At 64.4% G+C, this 16,529-nt stretch carries 17 protein-coding genes; 6 read left to right on the top strand and 11 right to left on the bottom strand.

The annotated features are described in order from the left end of the window. Positions 1–11: 11 nt before the first annotated feature. Together ACYG97_RS13975 and ACYG97_RS13970 are read right to left on the bottom strand one after the other, a co-directional pair. Positions 12–1,658: an acetolactate synthase large subunit gene (locus tag ACYG97_RS13975; RefSeq protein ID WP_023704665.1), complete on the bottom strand. Its 1,647-nt coding sequence runs from the start codon at positions 1,656–1,658 to the stop codon at positions 12–14. A gap of 107 nt (positions 1,659–1,765) precedes the next feature. Continuing rightward, positions 1,766–2,674 (bottom strand): AraC family transcriptional regulator, encoded by a 909-nt coding sequence (locus ACYG97_RS13970; RefSeq protein WP_196813859.1) that lies wholly within the window; start codon positions 2,672–2,674, stop codon positions 1,766–1,768. Positions 2,675–2,801: 127 nt separating this feature from the next. On the opposite strand from ACYG97_RS13970, the gene ACYG97_RS13965 reads away from it, so the two are divergent. After that, complete coding sequence (locus ACYG97_RS13965; RefSeq protein WP_023704667.1) at positions 2,802–3,458, top strand: glutathione S-transferase family protein; 657 nt, start codon at positions 2,802–2,804, stop codon at positions 3,456–3,458. A 132-nt stretch (positions 3,459–3,590) separates the two neighbouring features. Continuing rightward, positions 3,591–4,151, top strand: coding sequence for an FMN reductase (gene msuE, locus ACYG97_RS13960; RefSeq protein WP_023704668.1), 561 nt, complete (start codon positions 3,591–3,593; stop codon positions 4,149–4,151). Between the two features lie 160 nt (positions 4,152–4,311). Here the strand turns inward: msuE and ACYG97_RS13955 are convergent, their stop codons facing one another. The 9 genes from ACYG97_RS13955 to pcaQ all read right to left on the bottom strand — a co-directional run bounded on the left by ACYG97_RS13955 (position 4,312) and on the right by pcaQ (position 13,860). Continuing rightward, positions 4,312–5,343, bottom strand: a complete 1,032-nt coding sequence (locus tag ACYG97_RS13955) for a hydroxyacid dehydrogenase (protein WP_023733166.1) — start codon at positions 5,341–5,343, stop codon at positions 4,312–4,314. 253 nt (positions 5,344–5,596) lie between these two features. After that, complete coding sequence (locus ACYG97_RS13950; RefSeq protein ID WP_023704670.1) at positions 5,597–7,042, bottom strand: aldehyde dehydrogenase; 1,446 nt, start codon at positions 7,040–7,042, stop codon at positions 5,597–5,599. 94 nt (positions 7,043–7,136) lie between these two features. Next, complete coding sequence (locus ACYG97_RS13945) at positions 7,137–7,922, bottom strand: coniferyl-alcohol dehydrogenase (protein WP_023714837.1); 786 nt, start codon at positions 7,920–7,922, stop codon at positions 7,137–7,139. 2 nt (positions 7,923–7,924) lie between these two features. Beyond that, a complete protein-coding gene (locus ACYG97_RS13940) occupies positions 7,925–8,989 on the bottom strand; it encodes a branched-chain amino acid ABC transporter permease (protein WP_023733165.1) in 1,065 nt (354 codons plus the stop codon). Beyond that, the gene (locus ACYG97_RS13935; protein ID WP_023733164.1) at positions 8,986–9,882 is read right to left on the bottom strand and encodes a branched-chain amino acid ABC transporter permease; all 897 of its coding nucleotides are present in this window, start codon (positions 9,880–9,882) and stop codon (positions 8,986–8,988) included. The genes ACYG97_RS13940 and ACYG97_RS13935 overlap by 4 nt, the downstream gene beginning before the upstream one ends. Then, complete coding sequence (locus ACYG97_RS13930; RefSeq protein WP_023733163.1) at positions 9,879–10,607, bottom strand: ABC transporter ATP-binding protein; 729 nt, start codon at positions 10,605–10,607, stop codon at positions 9,879–9,881. Before ACYG97_RS13930 ends, ACYG97_RS13935 begins: the two co-directional genes overlap by 4 nt. Further along, the gene (locus ACYG97_RS13925) at positions 10,604–11,278 is read right to left on the bottom strand and encodes an ABC transporter ATP-binding protein (RefSeq protein ID WP_460221627.1); all 675 of its coding nucleotides are present in this window, start codon (positions 11,276–11,278) and stop codon (positions 10,604–10,606) included. The genes ACYG97_RS13930 and ACYG97_RS13925 overlap by 4 nt, the downstream gene beginning before the upstream one ends. Before the next feature lie 88 nt (positions 11,279–11,366). Next, positions 11,367–12,665: an ABC transporter substrate-binding protein gene (locus ACYG97_RS13920; protein WP_023733161.1), complete on the bottom strand. Its 1,299-nt coding sequence runs from the start codon at positions 12,663–12,665 to the stop codon at positions 11,367–11,369. A gap of 277 nt (positions 12,666–12,942) precedes the next feature. Continuing rightward, complete coding sequence (gene pcaQ / locus ACYG97_RS13915; protein ID WP_023685275.1) at positions 12,943–13,860, bottom strand: pca operon transcription factor PcaQ; 918 nt, start codon at positions 13,858–13,860, stop codon at positions 12,943–12,945. A 92-nt stretch (positions 13,861–13,952) separates the two neighbouring features. Here pcaQ and pcaD point away from each other — a divergent pair, with 92 nt between their 5' ends. Genes pcaD through pcaG form a run of 4 tightly spaced genes read left to right on the top strand, consistent with a single transcriptional unit; the run spans position 13,953 to position 16,527 of the window. Next, on the top strand, positions 13,953–14,762 hold the full coding sequence (gene pcaD, locus ACYG97_RS13910; RefSeq protein ID WP_023733160.1) for a 3-oxoadipate enol-lactonase: 810 nt from the start codon (positions 13,953–13,955) through the stop codon (positions 14,760–14,762). Continuing rightward, positions 14,755–15,168: a 4-carboxymuconolactone decarboxylase gene (gene pcaC, locus ACYG97_RS13905; protein WP_023733159.1), complete on the top strand. Its 414-nt coding sequence runs from the start codon at positions 14,755–14,757 to the stop codon at positions 15,166–15,168. Before pcaD ends, pcaC begins: the two co-directional genes overlap by 8 nt. Next, entirely contained in the window at positions 15,158–15,913 is a 756-nt protein-coding gene (gene pcaH, locus ACYG97_RS13900; protein ID WP_023733158.1) for a protocatechuate 3,4-dioxygenase subunit beta, read from the top strand. The genes pcaC and pcaH overlap by 11 nt, the downstream gene beginning before the upstream one ends. After that, entirely contained in the window at positions 15,913–16,527 is a 615-nt protein-coding gene (pcaG, locus tag ACYG97_RS13895; RefSeq protein WP_023668155.1) for a protocatechuate 3,4-dioxygenase subunit alpha, read from the top strand. The genes pcaH and pcaG overlap by 1 nt, the downstream gene beginning before the upstream one ends. Positions 16,528–16,529 lie beyond the last annotated feature (2 nt).

Genomic DNA, 16,529 nt, shown 5'->3' with positions numbered 1-16,529 from the left:
CTACTCCACCGTCAGGCCTCCGGTGGCGCCGGCAACCGGTGGCGCAGTTCCTCGACCAGCACGCGCTCGTTCTCCGAATAGTCGATCGGAACGACGACGAGATGGACGCCACCGCCGGCGAAAGCCTGTTCAAGCGTCGATTGTATTTCTGAGACGGCGCCGACCCTGGTTCCCTTGGCGCCATAGGCCTCGGCATATCTGACGAAATCGGGATTGCCGAAGGTCATGCCGAAATCGGGGAACTGGTCGACCGCCTGCTTCCAGCGGATCATGCCGAAAGCATTGTCCTCGATGATCAGCACGACGAGGTTAAGTTTCAGCCTGACGGCGGTTTCCAGTTCCTGGCTGTTCATCATGAAGCCGCCATCGCCGCAGATCGCCATGACGCGGCGTGCGGGATAGAGCATCGCGGCCGTCATCGCCGACGGCAGGCCGGCGCCCATCGTGGCCAGGGCGTTGTCGAGCAGCAAAGTGTTGGCGACGCGCGTGCGGTAATTGCGCGCGAACCAGATCTTGTACATGCCGTTGTCGAGCGCCAGGATGCCGTCGGCCGGCATCACCGCGCGCACGTCATGCACCAGACGCTGCGGCGTGAAACGGTCTTCGGTGGCGCGGGCGGCAATGCGGCTCAAAATCCCTTCGCGCAGCGGCAGTAGCGCCTGCGCGTTGGGGATCTTGCCCTCGATCCGGTCGGCAAGCAGCCTGAGCGAAGCGCCGATGTCGCCGACCACTTCGGTCTGCGGGAAATAGACCTGCTCGACATTGGCCGGCTGGTAGCCGACATGGATCACCTTCGGTCCCTTGTCGCCCATAATGAAGGGCGGCTTCTCGATCGTGTCGTGGCCGATAGTGATGATGAGGTCGGCCTGTTCGATGGCCTCATGCACATAGTCGCGCTCGGAGAGCGCGGCGGTGCCCATGTAGAGTTCGGTGCCGCCGGGCACCGTGCCCTTGCCCATCTGCGTGGTGAAATAGGGGATGCCGGTCCTGATCACGAACTGGGCGAGGTCGGAGGTCGAGCGCGGCCGCGATGCGGCGGCGCCCAGCATCGCCAGCGGACGTTTCGCCTTGATGATCATCTCAGCGGCACGGTCGAGCGCCAGCGGGCTGGCCAGCGGAAGCTCGACCGGATGCGGCGGGATCAGCGCGACATCGTCGCACTCCTCGGCCGCGATGTCTTCGGGCAGTTCCAGATGCACCGGCCCCGGACGCTCCTCCTCGGCAATCCGAAACGCTTCGCGCACCACGGCGGGAATGGTCTTCGCCGAGATGATCTGGCGTGACAGCTTGGTCAGCGGCTTCATCGCGGCGACGATGTCGACGATCTGGAAGCGGGCCTGGCGCGACGACCGGATGCCCTTCTGCCCGGTGATCATGATCATCGGCATGGCGCCGAGCAGCGCATAGGCGGCACCCGTCGTCAGGTTCAGGGCGCCGGGTCCCAGCGTGGTGATGCACACACCTGGCTTGCCGGTGAGCCTGCCATGGGTGGCGGCCATGAACGCCGCCGCCTGCTCATGACGGGTGAGGATGAGCTGGATCGAGGATTTGCGGATGGATTCGACGACGTCCAGGTTTTCTTCGCCGGGAATGCCGAAGATGCGATCGACGCCCTCATTCTCGAGGGCGGCAACAAGCAGGTCAGAACCTTTGGGCACGAAGCATCTCCTGGGCAAAGCGGCGGCGAACCGCGTCGGGATATGATCAGACATAGTGCTGGCAAAGCCCTAGCGCGAGGCGCGGCCGCCGCCAATATCGCTCTGCCTTACAGATCCTTCCGTTTCCTGAATTGGCCGGGCGAGACGCCGGCGTGGCGCCTGAAGGCGGTGGAGAAGGCGGCTTCCGAGCTGTAGCCGACCGCCTCGGCGACTTGGCCCAGGCTCTTGCCCTCGTGCAGCAGCCGGCTAGCCTGCCGCATGCGGCAGCCGAAGAGATAGGCCATGGGCGCTTCGCCGACGAGATCGCGAAAGCGGGCGGCAAAGGTTGCCCTGGAGAGCCCGACCGCGCGTGCCAGGGTCTCGATCGTCCAGCCGTGGCCATAGGCTTCATGCAGGGTCGCGAGCGCTCTGGCGATCGCGGGGTCCTGCAATCCCCTCAGCCAACCTGGATTGTCCATGCTTTCCAGACCGGAGCGCAAGGCGCGCGTGACGATGGCCCCAGACAGGCGAGCCATTACTACGTCGCTGCCGGGACCTTCGTCGGTCGCTTCCACCAGCAAGGCCTCGACATAGCCACGCAGCCATTTGGGCAGACGGCCATTCGATCCCCGGATGTGAACGATGCGCGGCAGGCCGGCAAGTGCCGGATGGTCGGCGTCGCGAAAGGCGAAGGCGCCGCACAGGATGACGGTCTTTTCGCCTTCGCCGCCGCTGCGAATACGCCCGGCTGCGGTTTGGGTCGCCAGTTCGGCGGCGGGGACGTTCGCGCTTTTGAGCGCGCCGGGCGACCGCAGCACATGCGGATCGGCGCGCGGTGCAATGATCAGGTCGCCGGCATCGAGAGGCTCGACATCTTCCTCACCGAACACCGCCTCGCATCGCCCCTTGATGACGACGTGAATGCCGCGAAGTCCAGCCTGGCTGAACGAGATCGCCCAGGGCGCGGCCAGTTCGAGGCGCCGGTACCCGGCGGCTGCGAAGTGCAATTCGCGCATGAGGGTAGCCAGGAGATCCACGCTTCGCTCCAGAAACAGACGATCGATAAATCAATCCAGACGCTGTCGAATAGCGCGCCGGCCTTACTGGACCTAGCTATGCCCCGACAGGCCGCTTGTCGGCGATAACGAAACTCAGGAGTTATTCATGCCGCCAATCGAGCTTTTTGTCGCGCAGCTTTGTCCCTATGCGCACCGTGTCAGGCTCGCCCTTGCCGAGAAAGGCCTGCAGGCGACGGAAATCGAAATCGATCTGCGCAACAAGCCGGCGTGGTTCCTGAAACTCACGCCGACGGGAAAGGTGCCGCTGCTGCGCCATCAGGGGCAATATGTCAGGGAGTCGGCGATCATCTGCGAATATCTCGATGATGCATTCCCCGAACGGCCGATTTTCCCCAGGGATGCTCATGCCCGCGCTGAGGCGCGCATCTGGATCAGCTTCGCCGACACGCAGCTTTACGCCAGGACGGCAACCATGATGCACAGTTCCGACGCTATGGTTCATGAGCGGATCAAGGCCCAGCTTGCCGACGATCTGCGCTTTGTGGAACAGCATGCCTTCGCCCTGCGAGGGGCGGACGAACGGTTTTTGCTGGGCTCGGAATTCAGCGCCGCCGACATCGCCTTCTATCCCTGGTTCGAACAGCTGTGCGTGCTTGAGAAATATCTGGGCTTCGTCATGCCGACCGAATGCGAGCGCCTGCTGCGGTGGCAGGAAACGGTTGCCGCCAGGGAGGCGGTGCGGACCTGCGCAAGGTCGCCCGGCTTCTACCTGGAATCCTATGGCCCGCTTCTCGCGGCCTGAGACGAGCGGGCAACGGAAAAAAATTCCTCACTATGGTGCTGCAAGGTCAGTCATTTGCTTCTTGCGGCAGGCGCAAGCCTGTAAACATGCGGTATGAAGCGGGCCTGCCCGCCGCGCAAGAGGTGCCAGAATATGCCCAATCCAACCGTCGTCGGGTTTTCCGGCAATTTCACCCGGCCGTCCAAGACGCGCGGCTTCGTCGACCAGGTCGTCAGGGACATTGCGCGCCAGCATGGATTGTCGGCGAGTACCTACGACATCGAAGACCTCGGCCCCTCACTTGGCGCTGCCAAATGGGCGCGCGATCTCGACGGTCAGGCGCGGGCAATCTTCGACAGCGTCGTCAATGCCGATGTGCTGGTGGTGGGGTCGCCGACCTACAAGGGCAGCTACACCGGCCTGTTCAAGCACTTCTTCGATCTGTTCGATCCCGCTTCCTTGCGCGGCAAGCCGATGGTGCTGCTTGCCACCGGCGGCAACGATCGCCACGCGTTGATCGTCGAGCACCAGCTGCGGCCGTTGTTCGGCTTCTTCGAGGCGCTGACGCTGCCGACAGGGGTCTATGCCACGGACAAGGACTTTTCCGACGGCGTGCTGCGGGCCGAACCCATCCTGAAGCGCGTCGAGCAGGTTGTCGGCGAGGTCGGGCTGGTGCTGGCCAATCGCGCAGCTGCCGGCGTCGCGGCCGGATAGCACGCAGATTTTTACGTCATCCGCAAATCAATACCCCGCCGGCCAGGCCTGGCGGGGTATCGCCGTGCAAAGGTTCCCGCGCTTGCGGTCATCCTGAGCGACGATGACAACGCGGCTTGGCCAACTCCGAAATCCATTTCAGACGGATTTATCGCGATAACTAGTTCCTGTCCGCCGGCTTCGAACGCATCCTTGACACGGTCTCGCGCTCGGCGCGCTTGGAGCGCAGCGGCGGCAGGCCGCGGTCGATCAGGTCCATGTCTTCCAGAACCATGTCGCCCATGCGCTTGAAGGCGATGTCGAGCGCGCCGGCGCGGTGGGCGGAGCGCAGGAAGCCGGGGATCGCACGGACCGGATGGTCCGCCGCCAGCGGCTCTTCGGGGAAGACATCGCTGGCGGCAAGGATGTGACCACTCTTCACCGCCGCCATCAAGGCCGGAAAATCGACGACGCCGGCGCGGCTGAGCAGGATGAAGGCGGCGCCCTTGCGCATGCTGGCAAAAGCATCGGTGCCGAGAAAACCCTGGTTCTCCGAGGTCACCGAAGCGACGACGAAGACGAAGTCACTGGTCGACAGCACCTCGTCGAGCGAGGCCGGTTCGACGCCATTGTCGATCAGGATCGATGGCGGCAGCCAGGGATCGAAGACCTTGGTGCGGGTACGAAAGCCCGACAGCAGCCGGTTCAGCGCACGGCCCAGATCGCCGAAGCCGATGATGCCGACATCGGCGCCGGACAGAAGCCGCGCCGTCAAATTGCCATCGCCGCCCCACAGCTCCTCGCCTTTGCGGAAAGCGAGGTCGGCATCGACAATATTTCGGGCAAGGTTGAGCGCCATGGCGAGGCCAAGCTCGGCCACCGGCTCGGCGAAGACGAGGCCGGTGGTGACGACATGGATGCCGCGCGCAAACAGCGTCTCATAGGGCATGTTGTTGATGAGGTTGGTCTCGACATTGAAGACGCAACGCAGCGCCTGCATCTGGTCCAAAGTCTCGGGCGAGATCGGCGGCTGGCCGATAATATAGCGGGCTTCGGCCAGCACGTCGGCGGGCAAGTTCGCCACGCCCTCGGCCGTCGTCTCGACGACGCGGTAATGCGCCTTGAGGCGCGCCAGCTGCGGTGGGGTGAAGATCAGGTCGAGCGTGCGTGGTTCCGGCGCGCTGATGACCAGCGGCAAGGCCTTGTTTGGCATGACGATTCCTCCCCGGCGCGATCCGCATCGCGTATTTTGCTTTGCACTTGTGGTAGTCCCAAAACCACTTGCCGCTTTCCGGCGGCATGTGCTTGAGGGGTAAAATACCCACCATCAAACGATTTACAACTCCGGGAGGGGCCGCCGATCGCGCGGCTCGAGCCTTGCCGGGTTTTGATGCGGGAATCCGTTGGCTCGCCAGGCAACGGCCCTGAGGGCTCCTTTCCTTCTCCCCCTGTGGGAGAAGGTGCAGTCAAAACGGATAGTGCTGCCCCGGATCCTCGATGGTTAGCCAGCGCAGGTCGGTGAACTCGGCGATCGAGGCCTTGCCGCCGAAGCGGCCGTAGCCTGAACCCTTGACGCCGCCGAACGGCATTTGCGCCTCATCGCCGACGGTCGGGCCGTTGATGTGGCAGATACCGGCTTCGATGCGCGCGGCGACCGCCATGGCACGGCGGATGTCGCGGCTGAACACGGCTGAAGACAGGCCGTATTCGGTATCGTTGGCGACACGTACCGCTTCGTCCTCGCCCTTGACGCGGATCACCGGCTTGACCGGGCCGAAGGATTCTTCCGAATAGACGCGCATCGCCGGCGTCACGTGGTCGAGCAATGTCGCCTCGACCACGGTTCCGGTGCGCTTGCCGCCGGCCACAAGCCTGGCGCCCTTGGCGACGGCGTCGGCAACCAGTTCTTCCATCTTGTCGGCGGCTTGGTCGCTGATCAGCGAACCGAGCACGACATGGCCGCGCGGGTCGCCGGCAGGCAGCTGCGCGGCGCGGGCGGCGAGCTTGGCGACGAATTCGTCGGCGACCTTTTCATCGACGACCAGACGCTCGGTCGACATGCAGATCTGGCCCTGATGCATGTAGGCGCCGAAGGTCGCGGCATTGACCGCGGCGTCGATGTCGGCATCGTCGAGCACGACCAGCGGCGCCTTGCCGCCGAGTTCGAGCAGCGCCGGCTTCAAGTGACGGCCGGCGAGTTCGGCAATGATCCTGCCGACCTTGGTCGAGCCGGTGAAGTTGACACGCCTGACTGCAGGGTGCGCGACCAGTGCCTCGACGATTGTCGCTGCGTCCTTGGGATCATTGGTGACGACATTGATGACGCCCTTGGGCAGGCCGGCCTCGACCAGCACCTGGCCGATCAGCCGGTGTGTGCCTGGGCACATTTCGGAGGCTTTCAGCACAACCGTGTTGCCGCAGGCGATCGGCATGGCGATGGCACGGGTTCCGAGGATGACCGGTGCATTCCACGGCGCGATGCCGAGGCAGACGCCGGCCGGCTGGCGGATCGCCATGGCCAGCGTGCCGGGCTTGTCGGAGGGAATGACCTCGCCCGAAATCTGCGTCGTCATGGCGGCTGCCTCGCGCAGCATTTTGGCGGCGAGCATGACGTTGAAGCCGGCCCAGGGGCCGGTCGCGCCGGTTTCTTCCATCATCAATTTGGTGAATTCGCCGACCTTGGAGTCCATGACATCGGCCGCCTTGGACAGCAAAGCGCGGCGCTCGCCCGGACCGGTCTTCGACCACGTCTTGAAAGCGGCAGCAGCGGCTTCGACCGCGGCATTGGCGTCGGCGATGCTGGCTGCGGCAGCGCGGGTCGCCAGCTTGCCGGTGAACGGGTCCATGCGCTCGTAAGAGGCTGAGCCGGAGGCATCCCTTTTATCGCCGTCGATCAGAAGTCCGATGTCCATTGTTCTCTCCCTCGCTCGCCGTGGAGCGTCTTTTCTATCTATTATCGACCACGATCTGATCCGAACACCGGCTCCCACTTTTCGGGATCATGGTCTAGAAGCCGAGCACCTCGGCATTGATCGATGCTTCAAGCCCACCGTCAACCGGCACATTGGCGCCGTTGACCCAGCGTGCGCCGTCCGAGCACAGGAACAGCACGACAGGCGCGATGTCGCCCGAGGTTCCGGCGCGCCCGACCCTGGCGATGTCGCTGTCCACGCGGGCGTCACCCAGCACATTGCGGAACTGTTTGAGGATCGGCGTCTCGACCGGGCCGGGGCTCACTGCATTGACGCGGATGCCGCGGCTCCTGAACAGGTCCTGATGTGCGGCGCGCTGCGTCCACAACAGCAGCAGCTCCTTGGAAACGGGATAGCCTTCCTCGTTCTTCACCTGATGGTCGGCGATCATCTTCGCCACATCGGGAAAGCCTTCGATGCCGACCATCGATGCCGCGCGGTTGAGATTGGCGCGCCAGCCATAGCCGGCGATCGAGGCGACGTTGACTACGGTGCCGCCTTCACGAAGTCTTGGTGCCAGGCCTTCCGAGAGCGCGCGCAGGCCGTAGAAGTTGACGGCCAGTGTCGACACCGCACCGGTGTTGCCGGGGAGGCCGGCGACATTGCAGAGCGCATCGATGCGCTGCGGCAGGCGCCCGAGGAGATCGTCGACGCCGGCCTTGGATGAGATGTCAGCCTTGACGAAACTGCCGGCCGATGCTGCCGGTTCACGCATATCGACGCCGATCACGTCAGCGCCCAGTTGGCCGGCAAGTTCGGCCGTGCGAGCGCCGATACCAGAGGCGACACCGGTGATGAGGATGGTCTTGCCGAACAGCATGGTCACGCCTTTTCACTATGCGTTGCGGCCTGTTGCGGCGAAGGCGTCGCGTCACTATCGCCGGCGTTTGCCGGCAGCCTGACCCGGTAGCCGACCGGTAGCAGGCGCAGGCCAAAGCGCTCCTCCAGCGTTCCCCACACGCCGCGCGGCAGGAACAGCGAGAACAGCACCGCCGTGGCGCCGAGGCCGATCAGATACCAGACGCCGGTGCCGCCGAACCAGGTCTCGATGAGGAAGAACAGCAGCGCACCCAGAATGGCGCCCTCGAAGGTGCCGATGCCGCCGACCAGCACCATGAAGATCATGTAGGCGGTCCACTGGACGTTGAAGTAGGTTTTCGGCTGGAAGGTGATCGACGTGGCCAACCACAGCGCGCCGGCCATGCCGATGCCGAAGGCGGCGAGCACGAAGAGCAGCCGCTTGGTTCCGGTGACGCGCACGCCGACCGATGCCGCGGCCTCCTCATTGTCCCTGATGGCGCGGATGGCCGCACCCGTGCTGCCACGCAGCAGGCTAAACAGGATGGCAAGGAGCGCCGTCATCGCGGCCAACGCCAGCCAGTAGATCGTCGCCCGCCTGGAACCGGCGTCATAGATGTTGAGCGAGATCAGCGACGTCCCGGTCTCGCCTTGCACCAGCCGGTCGAGATTGACCAGCAGATGGGTGAGCGCCGCGATCACCCACATGCCGATGGCGAACTCGCCGTTCTTCAGCTTCAGCATGAACAGCGACATTGGCCAGGAGATCGCGCCGACGATGATCGCGGAGACGAACAGCGAGGCGAACGGGTTGAGGCCGGCATCGGCCAGACGGATGGCGAAATAGGCGCCGAGGCCGAAGAACACTTGCTGTCCAACCGAAACCAGCCCGCCGAAGCCGGCCAGCGCGTTCCACATCGCTGCCAGGATCACATAAATGAACAAGGCGGTCAGGCGGTCGACGGCGCCGGCCGACAGGAAGTGCGGCGCGATGCCAAGCAGCGCGATGATGACAACGACCGCAATCGCCGAGATACGCGAAGCAGCTGTGCCGCGCTCGATCACGGGGGAGGCCGAAACCGCGCTCACGTCGTCTTCCTCGCGGGCAGGCGCACCAGGCCCCACAGGCCAAGGCCGGACGTGGAGAGCCGGATGAACAACACGATCAGGAAGGCGACATGGCCGCCGATGAGGAAGCCTTGCGGATGCACCTGCGCGCCGAGCGTCTGGGCGAGCGCCAGCACGATGCCGCCGACCAGCGTGCCCCATAGCGAACCGGCGCCGCCGATCACCGCCGCCTCGAAAGCGAACAGCAATTGAGGTGCGCCGGTATAGGGATCGAAGGTGGCGCGCATGGCGTGGAAGGCGCCGGCCAGCCCAACGGTGACCATGGCGATGGCGGCGGCGAGGGCATTGGCGCGGCGCGCATCGACGCCGACGAGACCGGCCGTGTCGGGATCTTCCGACGTGGCGCGGATCGAGCGGCCAAGCCTGGTGCGGGTGAGGAACAGCTGCAGTCCGCCAAGCAATATGACGGCGGCGGCGAACATGATCACGGCAAGCTTGCCGACATAGATGCTGCCCGGCCATTCCCAGGAATCGTAGGAGAGGCTGCCGATATAGGGCGCCAGCGAACGTGTGTCGGCGCCGAACTGCTCGAACAGCGCATTGTCGATGACGATGGCGAGGCCGAACGTGGTCAGGATCGGCAGGAGCGCGCCGCCGCGGGCGCTGCGCTCGAGCAGGAAGCGCTGCAGCGCCCAGCCGATGGCCGCCATCAGCGGCAGCACGATGAGCAGGCCGACGAAGGGCGAGATATGGAATTGCGAGGCGAGCCACCACAGCGCGTAGGCGGAAAACACGGCCAGGCTGCCATGCGCGAGGTTGATTATGCGCATCACCGAAAACATGAAGGAGAGGCCGCAGGCGATCAGCGCGTAGTAGCCGCCGAGCAGGATGCCCTGGACGATCTGGTTGCTCATGCCGGCACGCTCCCGGCGCTTTTTCTGTGCAGGCCGAAATAGGCTTTCGTCACTTCATCGCGGGACATGCCCTTGCTCGGGCCTTCCAGCGCGACGCGTCCTTCGAGCATGCAGATGACCTTGTCCGAGACCGAGAGCGCGCGATTGAGGTCCTGTTCGACCAGGATGATCGTCGTGCCGGAGCTGATCAGGCCTTGCAGCGAAGCGTATACGCGATCGACCACCAGCGGCGACAGGCCGAGCGAGACCTCGTCGAGCAGCAGCAGCTCCGGATTGCTCATCAACGCGCGGCCGATGGCGGTGGCCTGCTGCTCGCCACCGGAGAGATGCCCGGTCTTGGCGTGGCGGCGCGGCTTCAGATTGGGGAACGTGTCGAGCACTCGTTCCACGCTCCAGTCGCCGGGACGGCCGGCGGTTCTGCCAAGCAGGAGGTTCTCCTCGACCGTCATCTGCACGAACAGTTTTCGACCTTCCGGCACCAGCGCGACGCCCATGCCGACGCGCTTGTGCGAGGGAACGCCGGTGATATCGGCGCCATTCAGCAGCACGCGGCCGGCCGTCGGCTCATGGGCGCCGGCGATCGCCCGCAGCAGCGTCGTCTTGCCGGCGCCGTTGGCGCCGACCAGCGCCAGCGTTTCGCCGCGCTCGATCGTAAAGCTCACACCGCGCACCGCCTGCAACAGGCCATGGCGGACGATCAGATTCTCGATTGCGAGCAGGCTCATTTCGGGCCTCCGCCGAGATAGGCGCGCACGACTTCGGGGTCGGCCATCACCGCTTGCGGCTCGCCATCGGCGATGATCTTGCCGGCGTCCATACAGATCAGCCGCTCTGCCACCTGCAGCAGGATGTGGACGATGTGCTCGATCCAGACGATGCCGATCTTGCGGCGGCGCAATTCCTTGATGGTATCGACAAGTTCGCTCGCTTCGCCATCGGTCAGTCCGCCGCCGATCTCGTCGAGCAGAAGCAGCGTAGGCCTTGCCGCGAGCGCGCGGGCAAGTTCCAGCCGCTTGCGGTCGAGCAGGCCGAGCGTTTCGGCGCGCCGGTTGGCCACGCCCATCATGCCGCACAGTTTCAGCGACTCCAGCGCCTCTTCATAGGCCTCGTCGCGGGCGAGGCCGGCGCCATGCGACGCGGCAACAAAAACGTTCTCGAACGTGGTCATGCCGCTGAACGGCTTGGGCACCTGGTGCGTGCGCACCAGGCCGAGACGACAGCGCGCTGTAGCCGGCATCGCGGTCACATCGCCGCCCTTGAAGACGACCGTGCCGGCGCTCGGCGGGAAGGCGCCTGACAAGATGCTGAGCAGCGTCGTCTTGCCGGCGCCGTTCGGGCCGACGATGCCGACAGCCTCATCGGCATTCATGGCGAAGTCGATATCGTCGAGCACCACCAGCGCGCCGAAGCGTTTCTGGATGCCGGCAGCGCGGAGGATCGCGGCGTTTGCTGAACCGTTCACGATCGATCCCCGTAGCCGTCCGTCAGCCGTTATACGGCTGGAGCTTGGCCTCGACCGGAACCTTCGGGTCGGTGGCGTTCTCGGTCACGACGTAGTCGAGCGGGAATTTGCCGCCTTCCTTGGCCGCCACCCATTGGGTGCCGATGATCGGGCCGGGAGAGACATTGGCGACCGGGCCGCTGGTGAAGTCGACCTTGCCGATCATGGTCTCGGTGTTGAGCGTGCTCAGCGCCTTGGCGACGGCCGCCTTGTCCTTGGCGTCGGTGCTTGCCTTCAGCGCCTCGAAGCCGGCGTCGAGCAGCGACATCGAGGCGCCGAGCTGCTGCGTCCACTGCTTGCCGCTGGCGGCCTCATAACCGTCGGCCAGTTCGATTCCCGAAACGCCGGTCAGCGGCGACTTGTAGGGAAAGGCCTTGTGCCAGTAAGCGGCGCTCGAAATCTTGTTGCCGAGATCGCCGAGCGCCTCGATGTCGGACGGGAACAATCCGGTCTTGGCGACCTGGCAGATCTTGATCTGCTTGATCAGGCCTTGCTGTGCAGCCTGACGCCAGAAGGCGGCGAAGTCCGGCGGGATCGGGAAGGAGTTGAAGATCTCGACGCCTTCCTGCTTGAACAGCGCGATCTGCGAGGAATAGTCGGTGGTGCCGGTCTCGTAGGCGCCGGGATCGACGATGGTGAAACCCTGCTTTGCCAGCAACGGCGCCAGATGGGTGCGGATGGCATTGCCGTCTGCGTCGTTGGGATACATGACGCCGACCTTCTTGTTGGTCTCGATCAGGTTCCATTGCGAGATGTAGGTCCGGAAGAACTCGTCGACGCCGAAGCCGAAATGATAGGTCCATTTGAACGGCGAGGGTTCGCCGGGCTTGGCGCCGCGGCCGAAATACCAGGCCTCCCACGGCATGACGGTGGAGAGGCAAGGCACGCCGGCCGCTTCGCAGGCGTCGGCGACCGGGTTGATCACCTCCGGCGTCGACACCGCCAGCATCAGGTCGACGGCCTGGTTGTTGATGAGGTCCTTGGCGAGCTGGCCGGCGCGCGACGGGTCGGATTGCGTGTCCTGGTCGATGATCTCGACACTGTATTTCTTGCCGCCGATGTCGAGGCCGTTGGCGAGCGCCTTGCGGGCGAGATCGAGCACATAGCCGTCGGTCTGGCCGAAGCCGGCGAGCGGCCCGGTGCGCGGGCTGACAAAGCCGACCTTCAGCGTGTCGGCGGCCTGCGCGAATGCCTGGCCGCGGCTGAGCGCAAGTGCCGCGCCGCCGGCGAGCGATGTGGCGATGAACTGGCGCCGCGAGACGCCGGATTTGCTTGAGGTCATGCTGGTATTCCTCCCTTTCCTGACGGCACCTGGAGGTCACCGCCGGCCTGCTCAAAATCGATGCCGCCCGTTCTTTAAGATCGGAGATCGCCCCGGCAGGCCTTGAGGCGGCAGCGGAACGCCGCCAATGCCGATAACGGCACGATTTCGATCCTCCCATCGTCACAGTGCCCTAGGTGTTTGGTTTGGTAAAATGATATTTTGCGGTGTTTCGTTAACCAACAGGTTATGGAAATACGGCTGAAGGCCCGCTCTGCGCCAGATTGGCGAAAGGTGCTCAGGCGTTCTGGCTGGCCGCCTCGCGAATGGTCTGCAGCAGGATGGTGAAGGCCGGCGAAGGCGCAGTGTCGGTCCGCATCGTCAGGCCGACCGGCCCTTTGGTTTCCTCGGTGTTGACGGGCAAGGCGACGAAGGCGCCGCTGGAGAGTTCGTTGGCGACGACGCCTGTCGATATGATCCAGACCGCGTTGCTTTGGCGCAGGAAGGCACGGCCGAAGGAATCCGAGACGGTCTCGATCTCGGTCGCAGGCGCCGTCATGCCGTTGGTGATGAACAGGCGGTCGACGAACGGGCGGATGACCGATTCCCGCGTCGGCATCAGCACCGGAAATTCATCGAGCCGGGCGAAGATGTCCTGGCCCGGCTGCAGCAGCGGATGGCCGGCCCTCACCACGAACAGCACCGGTTCGGAATAGAGATGCTCGAAGAAGAAGCCGGTCATGTTTTCCGGCGCCGCAAGCCGGCCGACGACGAGATCGAGCGCACCGACGCGCAACTGTTCCAGCAGGACCGCGTTCTCGCCGGTGACGATCTTGATCGCAGCACCGGTATTTTCACTCAGGAACAGGCTTATGGCGCGTGGCATCACCTTGGCCGACACTGTCGGGAGCGCCCCGATGCGGATCGGATGCCGGTTGATGGCGCCGTCCTGGCGGACGGAATCGACGCCGCGCTTCAGTGCCGTGATCGCCGTGCCGGCATGGCCGAGAAAGATTTCGCCAAGCCGCGTCACCCTGATGCCGCGGCCGTCGCGTTCGACGACAGCGATGCCAAGCGCCTCCTCCAGTTCGCGCAGCGTCTTGGTCACGGCCGGTGGGCTGACATGGAGAAAGTCGGCCGCCCTCGCCACGCTGCCTTGCCGCGCTACCTCAAGGAATGCCTGCAGGTGACGGAACCTTATGCGGCTTTCGGACATGTTCTCATAACCTAGCAGTTAATGAAACGGCGGAAAATATCATTTTACCAAACCAAATGCCTTGTGCAATGTGAACACGGAGGATCGAAATCGTGCAATTCGTCAACATTGGCGGCATCACGCTGCACCATCGCCATATCAAGGCGAAGGGAAATGCGCGGCCGATCGTGTTCATCAATTCGCTGGGCACCGACTTCCGCATCTGGGACGAGGTGTTGTCCGAACTGGGTGGCGAAATGCCTGCGTTGGTCTACGACAAGCGCGGCCATGGCCTGTCCGACATTGGTGGCGTCAGCTCGATCGACGAGCATGTCGATGATCTGTCGGGCCTGATCGATCATTTCGAATTGAACAATGCGGTGCTGTGTGGTCTGTCGGTGGGCGGCCTGATTGCGCAAGGGTTTTATGCCCGGCGCCCCGAAATCGTCGACGGCCTCATCCTGTGCGACACCGCCCACAAGATCGGCACGGCCGACAGCTGGAACACCCGCATCGAAACGGTCGAAAGCAAAGGCATCCAGGCCATCGCCGATGCCGTGCTCAAAATGTGGTTTACGCCTGCCTTCCACGCGGACCGTGTCGCCGAGCTCGACGGCTACTGGAACATGATGACCCGGCAAGCCGTCGCCGGTTATGTCGGCACCTGCGCCGCGGTGCGTGACGCGGATTTCACCGAGGCCGCGCAGGCGATCGCGGTGCCCACGCTTTGCGTCGTTGGCGACCAGGACGGCTCGACGCCGCCGGATCTCGTCCGCTGGCTGGCCGATCTGATCCCAGGCGCACGTTTCGAAATCATTCGCGACGCCGGGCACATCCCTTGCGTCGAACAGCCCGAGGCGCTGACCACCCTGATCCGCGATTTCGTCGCGGCGCTTCCCCTGAGAAAGCAGACCCATGGATGAACTGCCCAAAAACGAAACCAGATACCGAACCGGGCTGACCGTCAGGCGCTCGGTGCTCGGCGACCCGCATGTCGATCGCAGCGAGGATGCCGTCACCGATTTCGACCGACCGTTCCAGGAGCTGATCACCGAGGCAGCATGGGGCACTGTGTGGGCGCGTCCGGGCTTCAGCAGGCGCGAACGCTCGATCGTGACGCTGGCACTGCTGGCCGCCCTTGGCCATGATGAAGAGGTCGCCATGCATCTGCGCGCCACCGCCAACACCGGTGCGTCGCGCGACGATATCTGCGAAGCGTTCCTGCATGTCGCGATCTATGCCGGCGTGCCGGCGGCCAACCGCGCCTTCAGGATCGCCAAGGAGGTGTTTTCGGAAATGGACGGAAGCAGGGCTGGCCATGCCAGCTGATGCCGGCTCGAACCGCAGGCCCGAGAGCGGCGCCTTCTTCCAGCGCGACCGCGGCTGGCATCCGCCGGCGCTGACGCCCGACTACAAAACGTCAGTGCTGCGCTCGCCGCAAAAGGCGCTGCTGGCCTTCGACAACACGGCGTCGGAAATCACCGGTCCGGTGTTCGGCCACGCCATGCTGGGCGAACTCGACAATGACCTGATCCACAACTTCGCCAAGCCCGGCGAGAGCGCAATCGGCGAGCGTATCATCGTCTATGGCCGCGTGCTCGACGAGCGCGGCCAGGGCGTCTCCGGCGCGCTGCTCGAATTCTGGCAGGCCAATTCAGGCGGCCGTTACCGCCACAAGAAGGACGGCTATCTCGCGCCGCTCGATCCGAATTTCGGCGGCTGCGGCCGCACCATCACCGATGCCGATGGCGGCTATGCCTTTCGCACGGTGAAGCCCGGTCCCTATCCCTGGCCGAACGGGCCCAATGACTGGCGGCCATCGCACATCCATTTCTCGGTGTTCGGCCACGGCTTCGCACAGCGGCTGATCACGCAGATGTATTTCGAGGGCGACCCGCTGATCTGGCGATGCCCGATCGTTCGCGGCATCCGCGACAGGGCGGCGATCGAGACGCTGGTCGCCGCGCTCGACATGCAGGCGACGATCCCGTTCGACGCGCGCGCCTACAAGTTCGACATCGTGTTGCGCGGACGCCGCGCCTCGCTGTTCGAAAACCGTCCGGATGGCAATTGATGGCGCAATCGCTGACCCGGCTGAAGGAGAGCCCGTCGCAGACCGCCGGGCCCTACGTGCATATCGGGCTGACGCCGAATTTCGGCGGTATCGGCGGCGTCTACCCGACAGACCTCGGCGCGACGATGCTCAACGACAACGCCAAGGGCGACCGCATCGGTTTGCGCATTCGCGTGCTCGACGGCACCGGCACGCCGCTCAGGGATGCGTTGATCGAGATCTGGCAAGCGGATGCCAATGGCTTCTACAATTCGCCGGCCGAATTGCGCGGCGATGCCGATCCGGATTTTCAGGGCTGGGGCCGTCAGCCGACCGACATGGAAACCGGCCTGTGCAGTTTTCAGACGATCAAGCCGGGACGCGTGCCGTATGGCGACGGCCGGCTGATGGCGCCGCATATCAGCCTGTGGATCGTCGCCCGCGGCATCAATATCGGCCTCCACACGCGGCTCTATTTCTCCGACGAGGCCAAGGCCAATGCCGAGGATCCGATCCTGGCCCGCATCGAGCACAAGGTGCGCGTGCCGACGCTGATCGCCGAGCGGCAAGGCGACGACTATATTTTCGACGTCCATCTCCAGGGGGAGAAGGAAACGGTCTTCTTCGACAGCTGACG

This window comes from Mesorhizobium sp. W067 (genome assembly GCF_054719525.1).
The sequence above is the reverse complement of the archived record's forward strand: the minus strand, read 5'-3'. Positions and strand labels throughout refer to the sequence as shown.

Bases quoted from the DNA above. Each gene is read 5' to 3' on its own strand.
- pcaQ (WP_023685275.1), bottom strand. From the start codon at position 13,860: ATGTCCGAAAGCCGCATAAGGTTCCGTCACCTGCAGGCATTCCTTGAG.
- ACYG97_RS13945 (WP_023714837.1), bottom strand. From the start codon at position 7,922: ATGCTGTTCGGCAAGACCATCCTCATCACCGGTGTCGCCTCTGGTATC.
- ACYG97_RS13950 (WP_023704670.1), bottom strand. From the start codon at position 7,042: ATGGACATCGGACTTCTGATCGACGGCGATAAAAGGGATGCCTCCGGC.
- ACYG97_RS13955 (WP_023733166.1), bottom strand. From the start codon at position 5,343: ATGCCAAACAAGGCCTTGCCGCTGGTCATCAGCGCGCCGGAACCACGC.
- ACYG97_RS13965 (WP_023704667.1), top strand. From the start codon at position 2,802: ATGCCGCCAATCGAGCTTTTTGTCGCGCAGCTTTGTCCCTATGCGCAC.
- ACYG97_RS13930 (WP_023733163.1), bottom strand. From the start codon at position 10,607: ATGAGCCTGCTCGCAATCGAGAATCTGATCGTCCGCCATGGCCTGTTG.
- pcaC (WP_023733159.1), top strand. From the start codon at position 14,755: ATGGATGAACTGCCCAAAAACGAAACCAGATACCGAACCGGGCTGACC.
- ACYG97_RS13920 (WP_023733161.1), bottom strand. From the start codon at position 12,665: ATGACCTCAAGCAAATCCGGCGTCTCGCGGCGCCAGTTCATCGCCACA.
- msuE (WP_023704668.1), top strand. From the start codon at position 3,591: ATGCCCAATCCAACCGTCGTCGGGTTTTCCGGCAATTTCACCCGGCCG.
- ACYG97_RS13935 (WP_023733164.1), bottom strand. From the start codon at position 9,882: ATGAGCAACCAGATCGTCCAGGGCATCCTGCTCGGCGGCTACTACGCG.
- pcaG (WP_023668155.1), top strand. From the start codon at position 15,913: ATGGCGCAATCGCTGACCCGGCTGAAGGAGAGCCCGTCGCAGACCGCC.
- pcaH (WP_023733158.1), top strand. From the start codon at position 15,158: ATGCCAGCTGATGCCGGCTCGAACCGCAGGCCCGAGAGCGGCGCCTTC.